The organism is Halobacillus mangrovi (assembly GCF_002097535.1).
Lineage (GTDB): Bacteria > Bacillota > Bacilli > Bacillales > Halobacillaceae > Halobacillus > Halobacillus mangrovi_A.
This window is the reverse complement of record NZ_CP020772.1, coordinates 3,653,821-3,670,207: the sequence shown is the minus strand read 5'-3', so window position 1 is coordinate 3,670,207 and position 16,387 is coordinate 3,653,821. Positions and strand designations below refer to the sequence as shown.

Sequence of the window (16,387 nt, the reverse complement as noted above, 5' to 3'; positions counted from 1 at the left end):
AAGTTATTGAAAGCGCTTACTTAAGGAGGAAGATAAGTGAAGGTTATTGTTGCACCAGATTCATTTAAAGGTTGTCTAAATGCGGTCGAAGTGTCTCGGGCCATTCAAGAAGGTATTAAAAAAGCTTACTCAAATGCGGAAACGGTAATATTACCGGTTGCAGATGGGGGAGAAGGGACTTTGGATACTTTAGCGGCTGCTACTGAAGGAAAAAAGAGGAGGATACAGGTTATTGGACCGCTAGGTAATCCTATAGAAGCAGAATATGGAGTGTTAGGAGACGGGGAAACGTGTGTGATAGAAATGGCATGCGTATCAGGATTATCACTCATTCCCGAAGGAGAACTCTCTCCTTTAAAAACGACTACATATGGAACGGGACAAATGATTAAACAGGCTATAGATGATGGTTTCTCCTCTTTTATTCTAGCATTAGGAGGTTCGGCTACTAATGATGGAGGAGCAGGAATGCTACAAGCCTTAGGTTTGCGGATTCTTGATAAACATTCAGAAGATATCTCCTATGGAGGGGGAGAGTTAAACAAAATTGATCAGATTGATTCTAGTTCCTTTGATCCAAGAATTAAAAATTGTAAATTTACCATTGCTTCAGATGTACAAAATCCATTGATTGGGCCACAGGGTGCTTCTGCTGTTTTTGGCCCGCAAAAAGGCGCTACGCCGGAAATGGTTCAGGTACTAGATAGCAATATGAAACATTGGGCTAATCAAGTAGAGAGAGTAACAGGGCTTCAACTTGATGACAGGCCAGGGGCTGGGGCAGCTGGAGGTATAGGAGGTGCTTTTCAAGCTTTTTTCCCTTCGGAAATGAAGCGTGGTATAGATGTTGTTCTAGATCATATTGGAATGTTTGATGCCTTGACTGAGGCAGACCTTGTCATTACTGGAGAAGGGCAAGTGGATGAACAAACGGCGTCAGGTAAAACACCAATGGGAGTTGCACAAGCGGCTAAAAGAAAGGATGTTCCTACAATTGTTATTGCCGGTTCTATTGGTTCCGGTATAGACGTACTATATAAGTTCGGGATTGTAAGCGTTACCAGCATTGTCAACAAACCTATGACGCTATATGAAGCCGTTGAAAATGCCGAAGAATTACTAGAGTTGAGTGCTGAGCAAGTTACACGTTCTTTTTTTTATGAAAGTATAAATAGGGAGGTTCTTTCATGAGAATAAAAAAAACGATTGAAAAAGTTCCAGGCGGTCTAATGGTGGTTCCACTTTTGTTAGGTGCATTGATGAATACTATTGATCAGATGCATATCCCAGTAGTGATGAAATTTTTAAAGAGTCTTGGTGTTTCAGAAACATCTGAAGGTTATTATGAGTTTTTAAGAATAGGCGGATTCTCAGAGGAACTCTTCAAAAATGGTGCTCTCGTACTTATTGCTTTGTTTTTATTTTGTGCTGGAAGTCAAATGAATTTAAGGATAGGGGGAAAAGCACTTAAAAAAGGTGTAGCCCTAACGACTACGAAATACTTAGTTGGTTTAGGAGTCGGTTTATTATTTGGTTATATCTTTGATCCAATGAGTGGGTTATTCGGTTTATCTACTCTTGCTATTATTGCTGGTATGACAAATGGAAATGGTGGTATGTACGCTGCATTGACTGGTCAATATGGAAATCGATCAGATGTGGGAGCTGTAGCGATTCTTTCATTAAATGATGGTCCATTCTTTACACTTATGTCTCTAGGGTTACTTGGATCTAGTTTTCCTATTATTTCATTTATAGCTGTATTACTCCCAATTGCTATTGGAATGGTATTAGGTAATTTGGATCCAGAAATTCGTAAATTCTTAAAACCAGGAGAAATACTACCAGTACCTTTCTTTGCATTTGCTCTTGGAGCCGGTATGAATATGGCTAACTTCTTTAATCCTTCTGTTGTTGCAGCTGGTTTGACGATTGGTATGCTGACTACCATTCTTACCGGAGGAATAGGAATCCTTGTGTTTAAATTATTAAAAGAAAAGAGTTATATTGCCCCAGTAGCAGAAGCTTCGACAGCAGGTAATGCAGCGGCCACACCAGCAGCTGTAGCAGCTGCTGCAGGTGTAGCTGCAAGCTCAGGAATGATGACGGCGTCTGAAGCATCAGCATTTCAGAACATTGCTAATGTGGCAACAGCGCAAATATCCATTGCCACACTGACAACAGCCATTTTGTGTCCAATTGCAGTTATCATTGTTGATAAGTATCAACAGCAAAAAGGAATCAACGGAAAACAAGAAGATCTTGGGCAGGATTCTTATGAAAAACGAGAGAAAAATGTACGTTCTGCTGTAAATTACAATTCATAACAAAAAAACTTTACATCCTGTAAACAAGACCCCTTTTTACACTATTAAATTTAGTGGCTTTTGTGGGATTGTGTACTTATAAAGAATGGAGGGATTAAGAATGCAAACAACATTACTCTATGGAAAAGACGGGCTGTCATTAGATTTGCCAGAGCAATCCTTTGTAGTAGAGCCTAAGAATTTACCGGCATTAAAAAATGAGAGAGACTCTATTCAACAAGCATTACGTAACCCGATTGGTTTACCTCCATTGAAAGATGTGGTGAGGTCAACAGACACGGTAGCCATAGTAATTAGTGATATCACAAGGCCTACACCTAATCACATCCTTGTTCCTCTATTAATTGAGGAGTTAGATCATGTTCCATATGAGAATTTCATAATTATCAATGGAACAGGAACTCACCGTGACCAAACAAGGGATGAATTTGTCCAGATGCTAGGAGAGTGGGTAGTAGACAACATTCGGATTGTAAATAACCAATGTCATAATAAAGAGGAGCTTGTCAATATAGGAACAAGTGAATTCGGATGTAATGTGTATTTAAATAAGGATTATGTTGAAGCTGATTTTAGGATTGTGACAGGTTTTATTGAACCTCATTTTTTTGCAGGGTTCTCAGGAGGACCAAAAGGAATCATGCCAGGTATTGCTGGAATAGAAACGATTATGACTTTTCACAATGCTAGAATGATCGGCGACCCTCTTTCAACATGGGGGAATATGAATGGAAATCCTGTTCAAGATATGACACGTGAAATTAATGGAATGTGTAAACCGAACTTTATGTTGAATGTAACACTAAATCGAGAAAAACAAATTTCAGCTGTTTTTGCTGGCGAACTATATGAAGCCCATGATAAAGGGTGTGATTTTGCAAAAGAACATTCAATGGTTAGATGTGAGGAACGATTTGATGTCGTCATCGCCTCAAACTCCGGCTACCCGCTTGACCAAAACCTTTATCAAGCTGTAAAAGGAATGAGTGCTGCTCATAAAATTGTGAAGGAAGGAGGAGCTATCATTATGGCTTCTGAATGTTCAGATGGTCTTCCAAGTCACGGAAATTACGCAAAGATTTTTGAGATGGCTGACAGCCCTCAGTCCTTACTTGATATGATCAATAATCCAGATTTTAATATGCTCGATCAATGGCAGGTGCAGAAGCAGGCAGTCATTCAAGTGTGGGCAGATGTGTATGTTTATTCCGAGCTTTCAGAAGAACAAGTGAGGAAGTCTATGCTTACCCCAATTCAAGATATCGAGACAACATTAGAAGAATTAAAGAAGATATACGGAGAATCTATGAAGATTGCAGTTCTGCCTCTTGGTCCATTGACCATTCCTTTTGTAGAAGATTAAATACGAAACAAAATTGATTGAATAAAACCAGTAGGCGTGATTAATAAATCCCCCTCAATCCTATTAATGGGGTTTATGAACAGTTGATTCACACTCCCCCTCTTGACTGGTTTGGCCCTTTTACTATAGAAATGAATATGAATTAAATAAACTTTCGATCGAATGTATGATAGGCTAAAGGTCAGGTGCTTACCATACGAAATAAAACAATACGTAGTCAGGAGGGGGATTTTGTCAGAATTATGGTCTGCTTTGTCTATCGGCTTTTTATTAGGTATAAAACACTCGTTAGAACCTGATCATATTGTAGCTGTTTCCACATTAGCTAGGAAGCATAAAAGTATAAAGAGGTCATCTTTAGAAGGAGTGACCTGGGGAATCGGTCATACATTAACAATTGCCTTGGTAGGTGTCATTGTTTTCTTAATGAAAGTTTCTATCCCAAATTCGCTAGCTACAGTCTTTGAAGGGCTCGTAGGAATTATGATTATTTATTTGGGAGTTAAGTCTGTGATCGATACCATTAAACAAAAACAGATGAATCACAAACTCTATCGGCCGGCTGTGATCGGTTTTGTTCATGGATTGGCAGGCAGTGCAGCAATGATTGTGTTACTTATGACTACAGTGGATTCTATGACACATGCATTCCTTTATCTCGCTCTCTTTGGAGGCGGAACAATTTTAGGCATGATGTCTTTTACTATTCTCCTAGGGCTGCCTTTTTCACTATTTAGTGTAAGCAGCAAATGGAAGAATACATTAAGTTTATCGATGGGTATGATAAGTGTAATCTTTGGTGTTTTTTATATAACATCTATTTATTTATGATAGTAAGTAAAACTATAATGCATGGCACGTTTATCTAGATCTTAAAGCGAATCTTGTCCTTTTAAAATAGATGATTGTTATGTAGTATGGAGTTAAAACAATTATGTATCCCCTTACATAAATAGAGAAGGAGACAAACATCATGGTATATCAAAAGCTGGAACAATTAAAAACAAATTTAAGAGAGCTTAATCGCATCGTAGTAGCTTTTTCCGGCGGCGTAGATAGCACGTTTTTGCTAAAAGTAGCGGTGGATACCCTAGGTCCCGAAAGGGTTCTTGCTATAACGGCTGATTCCGAAACATACCCATCCCATGAACTGGAAGAAGCAAAAGAGCTAGCAAAACGGATTGGAGTAAAGCATCAAGTGATTGAAACATCAGAGCTTGCTATTCCTGGTTATGCTGAAAACGATCTCAATCGATGTTATTTCTGTAAAAAGGGGCTCTTTGAAGAAGTCTATCCAATCATGAATAAGTTAGGCTATGAAAATATTGTCTATGGTCTGATTGCTGATGATAATAGTGAATATCGACCTGGAGCAAAAGCGGCTAAAGAATATAATGTGCGTGGCCCGCTAGAAGAGGTTGAATTTTATAAGGAAGAAATCCGCGAGCTTTCTAAGGAGTTTGGATTACCAACTTGGGATAAGCCGTCTTTTGCCTGTCTTTCTTCTAGAATTGCGTATGGAGAACGTATCACTCAAGAAAAGCTGAATAAAGTAGAAAAGTCAGAGTTGTACTTAAAGGGCTTAGGGATTAGGCAAATGAGAGTCCGGACACATGAAGAAATTGCAAGAATTGAAGTAGAACCTGCTGATATGGAGCTCGTGTTACGGCATCATGATGAAATTACCAAGACTATTCAGTCCTATGGATATAAATTTGTAACTCTTGACCTAAGTGGTTATAAAAGTGGGAGTATGAATAAAGTGCTGAACCTGTAGTTATAGCAATAAAGGAGAATAATAGATGCAAACAGATTCAATGGATGTTTTATTACAGAAAGTTAAGGAAGGGAAAATTACGATTGAAGAAGCCAAAACCAAGCTTTCTCTCTTTGAAGATATGGGGTTTGCCAAGGTCGATTCAAATCGGGAAAGTCGCACAGGATTCCCTGAGGTTGTTTATGGAGAAGGGAAGAGTGCTGGCCAAATTATAGAAATAATGAAAGCGCTGCAATTGAAGACGAATCGTGTCTTAGCCACACGTATTAATGAAAGTAAAGCTGGACTCATTATGGAATCTATTCCAGATCTGATCTACAACGAGGAGGCACGAACGCTTTATTGGCGGCACGAAGAGGAAACTGAATTTCTGTTTGATGGTTACGTCTGTGTCGTCTGTGCGGGGACTTCTGATCTTGCAGTAGCAGAGGAAGCTGCCGTAACTGCGGAAGCATTTGGATCCCCAGTAAAACGATTTTATGATGTAGGGGTCGCTGGGATTCATAGGCTTTTTTATTTTCTTGAGGATATTAAAAAGGCAAAGGCGACAGTTGTAGTTGCTGGTATGGAAGGTGCACTCGCTAGTGTAGTAGGAGGGTTAATCAACAATCCAATAGTAGCTGTACCAACTAGCGTTGGTTATGGTGCGAATTTCCAGGGTATGGCTGCCCTTCTTTCCATGCTGAATTCATGTTCACCTGGAATCAGTACAGTAAATATTGATAATGGATTCGGGGCAGGATATTACGTATCGTTAATTCATAAGAATCAATCAAATCAGGAATAAAAGGATGGAATAGGCAAATGAAAGTTCTATACTTAGACTGTTTTTCGGGGATCAGCGGAGACATGACAATTGGTGCTCTACTAGATTTAGGCGGCAGCTTTGAAGTACTTGAAAATGAATTGAAACAATTAAAGTTTAGTTCTGAGTATGATCTTTCGGTAGAGAAGGTTGTAAAGACAGGCATATCATCTACAAATTTCAATGTAATTTTAAACGAGGAGTATACAAGACATCATCATGAACACCGTCATTACAGTGATATCGTCGAAATTATCACGAATTCGGATTTAAATGAACGTGTGAAGAATATGGCGTTAAGAGTATTCGAAAAGATTGGTAGAGCAGAAGCGAAAATACATAGCATCCCGTTTGAAAAAGTTCATTTCCATGAAGTTGGAGCGGTTGATTCTATTATTGATATCGTAGGTGCGTGTATTTTAATAGACCATTTAGGTGTTGAGAAAATTTATTCTTCTCCAGTGCCGCTGGGAAATGGAACTATCCGTATTGCACATGGGTTATATCCCGTTCCTGCACCAGCAACCTTAGAAATAGTTAAAGGAATACCCATACAATCCACAGAAATTCAAGGTGAGCTGACGACTCCAACAGGAGCTGGATTTTTGGCGGTTTTAGTGGATGGCTTCGGTCCATTACCATCTTTAAAAGTTGAAAAAGTGGGATATGGTGCTGGAAATAAAGACTTCAAGGAACATCCGAATGTCTTAAGATTGATGATGGGTACTATATAGATAGAAAGATGTATAAAAGAGCTATGCAGAAAAAGCATAGCTCTTTATTATTGGCAGAAATAGGTTGAAAACATGAATCAAGCGTGATATAACTAAAATGTGTTGAATATTGCAACAGAGGAGTTTGTTATGATAAAGGCATTAGTAGTGGCCCCTTATGAAGGGCTGGTTGAAATCGTAAAAGAAATAAGTCATGAAGTTGATGATATCCATTTAACGATTAAGAAAGGAAATTTGAAAAATGGTTTGAAGATAGCTCTGGATGCTCAAGAAGAATACGACCTGATTATTAGTAGAGGAGGGACAGCATCTTTAATTCAGGACCATGTTGGGATTCCGGTCATTGACATCCAAGTTTCAGGCTATGATATCTTACGAAATCTTACGTTGGTAAAAGGATTTGTAGGTAAAGCGTGCATCGTTGCTTTCCCTAATATTTCAAGGGGTGCGGCTACGATATGCGACATATTAGATTTAAACATCGAAACAATGACCATTACAAAAGATCATGAAGTCGAAAGGCGCTTGAGTGAACTTAAGAATTCAGGGTTTGAAGTTGTAATTGGAGATGTAATCACAGTTGAAGCAGCTAAAAAAATGGGTTTGAATGGAGTGTTGATAACATCAGGGAAGGAAGCGATACTTGAATCTTTAGAAGAGGCAAGAAGGGTATATCGACTATTTTCCCGATTAAATGCAGACCTTTCACGGTACCAGGCGATTCTAGAAAAAGATAACCGTCTGATTTTTATTATCAGTTCTACCCATAAAGTCATTTATTGTAACCATTCAAGCCTGTCTGATATTAATGAAGAAGAGTTTGGAAGTACTAAGGAAATTCAGAAAATAGTTGAGGAGACACTCATTTCAGGTGAAAAAAAGGATAAAAGTGTGGTTTTCCATGACTATCTGTGGAAGGTTAGTTCTTCACTACATGAAGAAAATGTTATTTTATACCTTGAGAAATTATTTCATCAAAATCTTTTTAAAGATATAGATACTGGCCAATTTGCTGTCGAAATTATACCAGACATTCCATTTACCCCGATTACAGGAAGAAGCGATTCAACTAAAAAAGTCCTCTACCAAATCAACAAATTCAGCAAAACGATTGACCCAATATGGATTGAAGGTGAAGAGGGGAATGGCAAAGATCTAATTGCACGATCCATTTACTCCTCTAAAGAGGGCTATCATGAACCATTTATCATTATGCATTGTCATTTATTGTCTGCGGACCAGTTGCGACAGATTATTCAAGCTGGATTTTCTCAAAATGTTCAAAGTACTGTATACTTACGTAGGATTGAAACGTTGTCTCGGGATGCACAGCATCTTTTGCTATCTCTTATAAAAAAATTAAATCAATACGGTAACAGCCCAAGGTGGATAACTTCTTCTGGAGTTGGGGCAGAGGCCATGGTTCGGAAAGGAATGATTGATCGTGATTTGTACGACGAGCTTTCCCGTTTTGTAATCAAATATCCTCCGCTGAGAGAGAGGAAAGAAGACATAAAAAATCTCATACAATTGTTTATATCAGAGAATCATACGAAATACGGAAAGCAAGTAATAGGAGTAAGAGATGATGCATTAGTTAGGCTGATTAATTATGATTGGCCCGGTAATGTACGACAGCTGAAACAAACGATTGAGCAGCTAGTTCAAGAAGCACAGTCTTATTACATTGGTATGGAACAAGTCCAAACGATATTGGAAAAAATGGAATTCGATCCAAATAATGATGCACTTAGCAACGATATCGATTTGACGCTCACCCTTGAAGAAATAGAGAAGCAAATCATTCAAAAAGTACTTGAGGAAGAGGAAATGAATCAATCAAAAGCAGCGGCCAGGCTAGGAATTAACCGTACTACATTGTGGCGTAAGCTTAAATAAGCTTACGTCTTTTTTATTTATAAAAAATAAAATTATAATAAATCACAAAAGTGGTATTGCTTATTGCAACAATATGAGGTAATATAATAGTTGCAAACGCTTACTAAGTGTTTCAATATTATACAATAAACCGTTTGGATATAGATTGTAAGTGGATGTTTTTATATTTATATTTTGGAAGCGGTTTCCGGAAAGGGGGGAACAGAGTGGTAAGTTTAGGTATTATAGCAGATGATTTAACCGGAGCAAATGATACAGGTGTACAATTTGCGAAGCAAGGATTGCAGACAACCGTCTTGTTCTCTGAAGCACAAGTGGAGACCTCTATAGTCTCTGGGGATGTGATTGTTGTTAACTCTGATAGTCGTGCTGTCGAAACTGAGGAATCATACAAAATTGTTCATAATATAGCTTCAAAATTACATAAAGCGCAAGTTACAAGAGTATTCAAGAAAATTGATTCCACCATGAGAGGAAATATTGGAGCAGAAATTGACGCAGTGATGGATGTCTATCCGTTCCAAATATCAATCGTTGTCCCTTCCTTTCCGAAAAGTAATCGTGTAACAGAAAATGGAATTCATTATGTATCGGGAATACCGTTAACGGATACGGAGTTTGCTAACGATCCTACTTGTCCTGTAGATGACAGTAATCTGGTTGCTTTACTTGAAAAGCAAAGTAATAGATCAGTAAAGCTTATCTCACTTGAAGACGTGAGGAAAGGACCAACATATTTAATTGAAAGGTTAAGAGATATCTCCATTCATTCTCCAAAGTCCATTGTGGTTATGGATGCAGTGTCTGAGGAGGATTTAAACTCTATTTCTTTAGCGGGATGGGAATTAAAAGAGAACGCTTTATGGGTAGGGTCAGCAGGGATTGCCTCACACATAAGCACTTTAATTTGTAAAAGGGATCATGTAGAGAGTAAAACCATACAGGCTCGACACCCCATACTTGTGGTGGGCGGTAGTATGAGCCCAGTAACTCATCAACAAACACGCGTGTTAAAGGAACATAACAATATTAATGAAATCGTTATACAGCCATGCGAATTTCTCCAGAGTTCATCTTTTTCTGAAGAGGTAGAAAGAGTTCTTGAAAAAGGTCAAGAGTTACTAAAAAATGGTGACTTGATTATTTCCACCAATCGAGATAAAGAACATTTCTTAACTGTAAAGGAAGTACAAGGAGAATTTGGTCTTACTAACTATGAAGTAGGTAAAAGAATTTCAGCCGGTATCGGTGAAATCACAAGCCGCTTAGTAAGGTCCCGTACAATTCAAGGAATCATATTGACTGGAGGCGACATTGCCGGAGTTACATGTAACCAATTAGATGGTAACGGAATACGAGTTTTTGGTGAAGTAGAAGATGGGATTCCTTATGGAGAGTTATTTGGTGGTCCTTTTGAGGGCCTGCCAATTGTTACAAAAGCAGGAGCCTTTGGCTCTGAACAAGCATTTCTTCACGCATTACAAGCATTATTGGGAGTAAGAGCAACAATATAGGATGTTTAATAATAATAAGGAGGAATCTATATGAGAAAATTATTTTTTGTATTTACTTTACTAGTATTAAGTTTACTAACTGCCTGTGGAAATAATGAGGCTAGTGGAAATGGTGAAGAATCTGAAAAGAGCAGCTCTGAACCTAGAACCCTACAGGTTGGAATCACATTAGCAGAGGATTCGCATTATTACAAAGGACTGGAGAAGTTTGCTGAACTTGTAAAAGAAAAATCAGATGGAGATTTGAAAGTTAAGATATTCCCTAACGGGTCTTTAGGTGGAGAACGTGATATGGTTGAGAGTTTACAAGTGGGTACACTTGATATGGTATTAAGTTCAACAGGTCCATTGGGAGGATTTGCACCAGAAATTAATGTGGTTGACTTACCGTTCTTATTTGAAAATCGAGAACACGCTTACAATGTTCTGGATGGGAAAATTGGAAAGGATCTACTTAATAAACTGGAAGACTCTAACATTAAAGGTTTAGCGTGGTGGGAGAACGGTTTCCGAAACGTAACCAATAGTTCCCACCCAATTGAGAAGCCTTCTGACCTTGAGGGACTTAAGATCCGTACAATGGAAAACCAAGTTCATATGGATTCTTTCAAAGCCATGGGAGCAGATCCTACGCCAATGTCCTTCACTGAATTATTTACAGCACTTCAACAAGGTGTCGTTGACGGACAAGAGAATCCAGTGCCAATTATCTTAACTTCCCGCTTCTATGAAGTGCAGGAACACTTAAGCCTTACCGGACATTTTTACTCCCCGGCTGCATTACTTGTAAGTCAGAAAGTATTCGATGAATTATCCGCGGACCAACAGAAGGTGATTCAAGAAGCAGCTCAAGAAGGTGCAGAATATGAACGTCAAGTTGTTGCGGATATGGAAAAGGAAATGGTATCACAGCTTAAAGAAAAAGGTATGAAAGTTGTTGAAGATGTGGATAAAAAGTCATTCCAGGAAGCTACTAAAGAAGTGTATGAAAAGTATTCTGATGAATTCGGGTCTGAATTGATAAAGAAAATTAAAGAGGCAGCTGAATAATAAAACTGCATAAGAAAGGTGTGGGGGTACCGCTGTTCCCCCTACACCTTCCTTTTAATAAAGGAGGGTTATGATGGGGGCGATCATCAAAGCTATAGATGGGTTCAACAAAGTTTTAGGTATAGTACTGGCTTTGCTATTAATGGTGATGTCAGTTGTAGTCTTTTATCAAGTATTTTCTCGATTTGTACTTGATGAATCGCTAAGATGGTCGGAAGAATTAGCGCGCTACATAATGATTTGGAGTGTATTTATTGGGTCAGCCCTGGCATTACGTAAAATGGAGCTCATTGCAGTCGATGCTATAAAAGAGGTTCTATCAGAAAAATACAAAAATATATTAGTTATTTTTATATATACATTGAGTATTGTATTTTTACTGGTCCTAGTCAACTATGGCTTTCAATTAGCGGGAAGTGTAATGGGGCAAACTTCACCTGCTATGAGGATTTCTATGGCGTGGGCATATGCGGCTATACCTATTGGATCTATCTTTATGATCATTAATATTATAGCGGTCATTCTTGAGAGAGCCTTAAAGTTGAAAGGGGGAAGTCCGGTATGACATCGATATTATTAATTTCGATGCTGGTGCTATTTTTACTGACCATGCCCATTGCATTAGCAATAGGATTTTCTTCTACAATAGCTGTTTGGTATTCAGGTGATCTTCCGTTAATCGTCATTGTACAAAGAATCTTCACTTCTCTAGATTCATTTCCGTTAATGGCGATCCCATTCTTTATTCTTGCAGGCGGACTTATGGAATCGGGAGGAATTTCAAAACGACTGGTGCACTTTGCTAATACATTAGTTGGCTCAATGACAGGTGGACTTGCTGGGGTTACTGTTATTACCTCCATGTTCTTTGCAGCTATTTCAGGATCTAGTCCTGCTACTGTTGCAGCAATCGGCTCAATAATGATTCCTGCGATGGTAGCCAAGCACTATGATGTGAACTTTGCTGCTGCGATACAGTCCGTATCTGGAGCGCTTGGAGTAATTATCCCGCCTAGTATTCCAATGATTCTGTATGGTGTCGTCGTAGGTGTATCAATTGGAGACTTATTTATTGCTGGAATTATCCCGGGGCTACTTATAGGTTTATCTCTTATATTAACTGCGTTCATCTTTTCTAAAAGAAAAGGTTACAAAGGAACACAAAAGTACACACCAGCTGAACAACTTCGAGCCTTCTTGGATGCTGTTTTTGCTATGCTTATGCCGGTAATCATTCTGGGTGGTATTTATGGAGGAATATTTACTCCAACTGAGGCGGCTGTTGTTGCAGTGTTTTATGCGTTAGTCATTGGTATTTTTGTTTATAAGGAAATCACAATTAAAAATCTTATACCGATTTTTGTTAAATCTGGAATTACTACATCAATCATTATGTTGATTATAGGTAACGCAGGGCTTTTAGGTTGGCTGCTTACGAAAGAGTTAGTTCCTCAAACCGTTGCGCAATCTTTCATTAATTTCTCAGATAATCCACTAGTCTTCTTATTAATTATAAATGTCTTTTTATTAGTAGTTGGCATGTTCTTTGAGACTTCAGCATCGGTTATTATTTTAGCACCTATCTTAGCACCTATTGCTACTCAACTTGGAATCGATCCGATCCACTTCGGAATCATTATGGTTGTAAACTTAGCCATAGGAATGGTTACGCCTCCTTTAGGTGTCAACTTATTCGTTGCCATGCAGATTTCTAAAATAAGGCTTGAGCAACTTTCTAAAGCTGTAATGATCTTCCTGCTTGTATTAATTATTGATGTTTTACTCATAAGTTATATACCTGAAATATCATTGTTCTTAGTCAATGGACTAAAATAACTACAGAGAAAAAGGAGGAAACAACATGTCATCAACTAAGCCTTCCATTGCCATTACAATGGGCGACCCATCTGGGATAGGAGCAGAAATCACTGTGAAAGCATTAAATGATCCTGACATTTATGAACAATGTAACCCATTTGTAATAGGTGATTTAAAGATTCTCAGACGTGCTCTTCATGTAACAGGGGTAGAACTAGAATTACATCCTATTACTGAGCCGAAAGACGCGGAATACCAACATGGAACGATTGATATATTGGATCTTGATCTAGTGACAGAGGACTTGAAATGGGGAGAAGTATCTAGCGAAGCAGGTAATGCAGCCTTCCACTATTTAAAAAAAGCAATAGCTTTGACAAATGAAAATAAAATACATGGGATTTGCACGGCACCTCTAAATAAAGAGGCACTTCATAAAGCAGGGCATATCTACCCTGGACACACAGAAATATTAGCGGAATTAACGAATACAAAGGATTACGCAATGATGCTTTCTGCGCCTGACCTTAGAGTTATCCATGTGACCACTCATATTGGTTTAATGGATGCTATTAAAAAAATTGATTCAGATCGAGTGTATAAGGTTATTGAACTAGCTGATACTACCTTAAAGAAGGCTGGTATTGAATCACCCCGTATTGCTGTTTGTGGTATAAACCCTCATGCAGGTGAAAATGGTCTGTTTGGAAATGGAGAAGAAGAAGAGAAAGTGATCCCTGGAATTCAGAAGGCTCAAGAGAGCGGAATCAATGTTCAAGGGCCACTGCCTGCAGATACATTATTCTTTAGAGCTAAACGTGGAGATTTTGATATCGTAGTGGCTCAATATCATGATCAAGGTCATGGTCCTATTAAAGTTCTAGGTCTAGAAGCTGGAGTCAATATTACGGTAGGCCTTCCAATCATCCGGACAAGTGTAGACCATGGGACTGCTTTTGATATTGCTGGTAAGAACATTGCTAGTGAGCTCTCACTGAAAGAAGCCCTTCACCTGGCAATTGAACTAGCACCTCGAGAAAATGTATTACAACAATAATCTATTACTAAAAAAGCAAGTGATCATTTTGATCTCTTGCTTTATTAATATCTGTATAATAGACCGTAGTATGAATAAATGAATAGGAGTGTCATTATATGGCTTTTCCAAAAATGGCGAAAATCAAGCAAAAATTTGAGGTAAGTTCTGTTAAGGATATTAAGGGAACGGTGGCGCAGCAATTCGTAAACATGGATGCTGATAGTCTTATTGAAAAGGGGATGGAAATCGCTATAACAGTGGGGAGTCGGGGGATTGCAAACATCCCTGAAATTGTTCATAGTGTTGGCGCAGAAATAAAAAAACGAGGAGCCATTCCTTTTATTATCCCTGCTATGGGAAGTCATGGAGGCGCAACGGCTGAAGGGCAGGTGGAGGTCCTTAAAGGTCTTGGAGTTACAGAAGAATCTACAGGGTGCGAGATTCGCTCTTCAATGGACGTTGTGGAAGTAGGGAAAACGGAGGATGGAATCCCTGTTTATACAGATAAACATGCTTATCATGCAGACGGCATTATTGTCATGGGTAGAGTAAAAGCGCATACTGACTTTAAAAATACGATTGAAAGCGGCATTTTAAAAATGGCTTCAATTGGAATGGGGAAACATAAGCAAGCTCTTGCTTTACATACTTATGGAATAAAAGGTATTAGAGATATGATGCCTTATGTAGGAGAGGTTGCGGTAGCTAAAACTAACACTTTATTTGGTATTGCAATAGTAGAAAACGCTCACGAAGAGATAGCAATCATTGAGGCAATACTTCCTGATCATATAAAAACGAGAGAGGCTGAGCTGTTAACAGAATCGTTTGAAATGATGCCTCGTTTACCTGTAGAAAGAATGGATATCCTTGTGGTTGATGAGATCGGTAAAAACTATAGTGGCACAGGGATGGATACAAATATAATAGGAAGAATTAGAGTTTTAGGTGTAAACGAACCAGAGAGTCCTTCAGTTAAATATTTGATTGCGTCTAAGTTAAGTGAAGCCAGTCATGGAAATGCATTGGGCATAGGACTTGCAGATTTAACAACTAAACGTTTATTTGATGAAATTGATTTTACAGCTATGAATGAAAATGTAGTGACGAGCACTTTTTTGGATCGGGCAAAGATTCCGATTGTACTCGAAAATGATGAAGGAGCCTTAAAAGCTGCCTTGCGGGCAACTTGGGGGGTTAAGGATGAGGAAGCAAGAATTGTTCGCATTCCTAATACACTTCATATTGGGGAGCTTTATGTGTCAGAAGTTATATATAATGAATTGAAAAGTAATGAAAGTTTTGAAGTATTAGAGGAGCCTGCGGAAATGGCATTCGATAAGGATGGATATTTCATTCCGATGAAATGATTTGACACACACGATTTCTATGTATAGTTTTGACTGTAAGATAGTATAACGTGTTAAGGGAAGTGGAAATACTATGTCTCAACCCTTTGCTCATGATGATGAACATAATGATAACGGAATGATTCAAATGGAAGTGAATTTAGATGATACTCCAGGAGAGTGGCTGGGGTACGTGATGGAAAAGTTATTCGAAGCCGGAGCAAATGATGTATTTTATACTCCAATATATATGAAGAAAAATCGTCCGGGAGTTCAACTCCAATTACTTTGTGATGGGCAAAAATTAGAACAAATGAAGAGTATATTGTTTAGAAATACTACTACTTTAGGTGTTCGGTATTATCCAATAACAGTACACCGTCTGGAGAGGCGATTTACTCGTTTAATTACAGATTGGGGAGATATTAAAATAAAGGAAGGGGTCCATAACGGTGAAGTGGTGCAGCGTTCTCCTGAATACGAAGACTGTAAGAGGATAGCTTCGGAACAAGATCTTCCGATTAAAAAAGTTTATCAACAAATTTGGAAATTGATAGACAGAAGAGAGTGAAGGTTTTCACCCCTGTTATGGGGCTTATGATGGGAAACGCTAATAGGAAAGACTTAGAAAAATTAAAAGCGATGCTAGAGAAATAATAAAATTCTAGCCTGCCTTACAAAAGTTGACTTAACCTTTGTAAGGTTTTTCTTT

The 16,387-nt window shown here is 38.4% G+C and carries 15 protein-coding genes; all 15 read left to right on the top strand.

The window, feature by feature from the left end:
- Window positions 1-36: 36 nt before the first annotated feature.
- The 15 genes from HM131_RS18345 (at window position 37) to larC2 (ending at window position 16,246) form a co-directional block, all read left to right on the top strand.
- Window positions 37-1,191 carry a glycerate kinase gene (locus HM131_RS18345; RefSeq protein ID WP_085031138.1) on the top strand — a complete coding sequence of 385 codons (1,155 nt, stop codon included), beginning with the start codon at window positions 37-39 and terminating at the stop codon, window positions 1,189-1,191.
- Window positions 1,188-2,327: a 2-keto-3-deoxygluconate permease gene (locus HM131_RS18340; RefSeq protein WP_085031137.1), complete on the top strand. Its 1,140-nt coding sequence runs from the start codon at window positions 1,188-1,190 to the stop codon at window positions 2,325-2,327. The genes HM131_RS18345 and HM131_RS18340 overlap by 4 nt, the downstream gene beginning before the upstream one ends.
- Window positions 2,328-2,427: 100 nt before the next feature.
- On the top strand, window positions 2,428-3,690 hold the full coding sequence (larA, locus tag HM131_RS18335; protein WP_085031136.1) for a nickel-dependent lactate racemase: 1,263 nt from the start codon (window positions 2,428-2,430) through the stop codon (window positions 3,688-3,690).
- A gap of 231 nt (window positions 3,691-3,921) precedes the next feature.
- On the top strand, window positions 3,922-4,521 hold the full coding sequence (locus tag HM131_RS18330) for a HoxN/HupN/NixA family nickel/cobalt transporter (RefSeq protein WP_232324820.1): 600 nt from the start codon (window positions 3,922-3,924) through the stop codon (window positions 4,519-4,521).
- 142 nt (window positions 4,522-4,663) lie between these two features.
- Window positions 4,664-5,467, top strand: coding sequence for an ATP-dependent sacrificial sulfur transferase LarE (larE, locus tag HM131_RS18325; RefSeq protein WP_085031135.1), 804 nt, complete (start codon window positions 4,664-4,666; stop codon window positions 5,465-5,467).
- Between the two features lie 25 nt (window positions 5,468-5,492).
- Entirely contained in the window at window positions 5,493-6,254 is a 762-nt protein-coding gene (gene larB / locus HM131_RS18320; protein ID WP_085031134.1) for a nickel pincer cofactor biosynthesis protein LarB, read from the top strand.
- A 17-nt stretch (window positions 6,255-6,271) separates the two neighbouring features.
- A complete protein-coding gene (larC, locus tag HM131_RS18315) occupies window positions 6,272-7,006 on the top strand; it encodes a nickel pincer cofactor biosynthesis protein LarC (RefSeq protein WP_085031133.1) in 735 nt (244 codons plus the stop codon).
- 129 nt (window positions 7,007-7,135) lie between these two features.
- Window positions 7,136-8,905, top strand: coding sequence for a PrpR N-terminal domain-containing protein (locus HM131_RS18310; protein WP_085031132.1), 1,770 nt, complete (start codon window positions 7,136-7,138; stop codon window positions 8,903-8,905).
- A gap of 206 nt (window positions 8,906-9,111) precedes the next feature.
- Window positions 9,112-10,419, top strand: a complete 1,308-nt coding sequence (locus HM131_RS18305) for a four-carbon acid sugar kinase family protein (protein ID WP_232324819.1) — start codon at window positions 9,112-9,114, stop codon at window positions 10,417-10,419.
- A 30-nt stretch (window positions 10,420-10,449) separates the two neighbouring features.
- A complete protein-coding gene (locus HM131_RS18300) occupies window positions 10,450-11,469 on the top strand; it encodes a TRAP transporter substrate-binding protein (RefSeq protein WP_085031130.1) in 1,020 nt (339 codons plus the stop codon).
- 70 nt (window positions 11,470-11,539) lie between these two features.
- Window positions 11,540-12,034, top strand: a complete 495-nt coding sequence (locus tag HM131_RS18295; protein WP_085031129.1) for a TRAP transporter small permease — start codon at window positions 11,540-11,542, stop codon at window positions 12,032-12,034.
- On the top strand, window positions 12,031-13,305 hold the full coding sequence (locus HM131_RS18290) for a TRAP transporter large permease (protein ID WP_085031128.1): 1,275 nt from the start codon (window positions 12,031-12,033) through the stop codon (window positions 13,303-13,305). Before HM131_RS18295 ends, HM131_RS18290 begins: the two co-directional genes overlap by 4 nt.
- A gap of 25 nt (window positions 13,306-13,330) precedes the next feature.
- Window positions 13,331-14,344, top strand: coding sequence for a 4-hydroxythreonine-4-phosphate dehydrogenase PdxA (pdxA, locus tag HM131_RS18285; protein ID WP_085031127.1), 1,014 nt, complete (start codon window positions 13,331-13,333; stop codon window positions 14,342-14,344).
- A gap of 98 nt (window positions 14,345-14,442) precedes the next feature.
- A complete protein-coding gene (locus tag HM131_RS18280; RefSeq protein WP_085031126.1) occupies window positions 14,443-15,696 on the top strand; it encodes a nickel pincer cofactor-dependent isomerase, group 22 in 1,254 nt (417 codons plus the stop codon).
- Between the two features lie 73 nt (window positions 15,697-15,769).
- Entirely contained in the window at window positions 15,770-16,246 is a 477-nt protein-coding gene (gene larC2, locus HM131_RS18275) for a nickel pincer cofactor biosynthesis protein LarC2 (RefSeq protein WP_085031125.1), read from the top strand.
- Window positions 16,247-16,387: the final 141 nt, after the last annotated feature.

Excerpts from the sequence above, each read along its gene's own strand:
- HM131_RS18340 (WP_085031137.1), top strand. The coding sequence starts at position 1,188 with ATGAGAATAAAAAAAACGATTGAAAAAGTTCCAGGCGGTCTAATGGTG.
- larA (WP_085031136.1), top strand. The coding sequence starts at position 2,428 with ATGCAAACAACATTACTCTATGGAAAAGACGGGCTGTCATTAGATTTG.
- larE (WP_085031135.1), top strand. The coding sequence starts at position 4,664 with ATGGTATATCAAAAGCTGGAACAATTAAAAACAAATTTAAGAGAGCTT.
- larB (WP_085031134.1), top strand. The coding sequence starts at position 5,493 with ATGCAAACAGATTCAATGGATGTTTTATTACAGAAAGTTAAGGAAGGG.
- larC (WP_085031133.1), top strand. The coding sequence starts at position 6,272 with ATGAAAGTTCTATACTTAGACTGTTTTTCGGGGATCAGCGGAGACATG.
- HM131_RS18310 (WP_085031132.1), top strand. The coding sequence starts at position 7,136 with ATGATAAAGGCATTAGTAGTGGCCCCTTATGAAGGGCTGGTTGAAATC.
- HM131_RS18300 (WP_085031130.1), top strand. The coding sequence starts at position 10,450 with ATGAGAAAATTATTTTTTGTATTTACTTTACTAGTATTAAGTTTACTA.
- HM131_RS18295 (WP_085031129.1), top strand. The coding sequence starts at position 11,540 with ATGATGGGGGCGATCATCAAAGCTATAGATGGGTTCAACAAAGTTTTA.
- HM131_RS18290 (WP_085031128.1), top strand. The coding sequence starts at position 12,031 with ATGACATCGATATTATTAATTTCGATGCTGGTGCTATTTTTACTGACC.
- pdxA (WP_085031127.1), top strand. The coding sequence starts at position 13,331 with ATGTCATCAACTAAGCCTTCCATTGCCATTACAATGGGCGACCCATCT.
- HM131_RS18280 (WP_085031126.1), top strand. The coding sequence starts at position 14,443 with ATGGCTTTTCCAAAAATGGCGAAAATCAAGCAAAAATTTGAGGTAAGT.
- larC2 (WP_085031125.1), top strand. The coding sequence starts at position 15,770 with ATGTCTCAACCCTTTGCTCATGATGATGAACATAATGATAACGGAATG.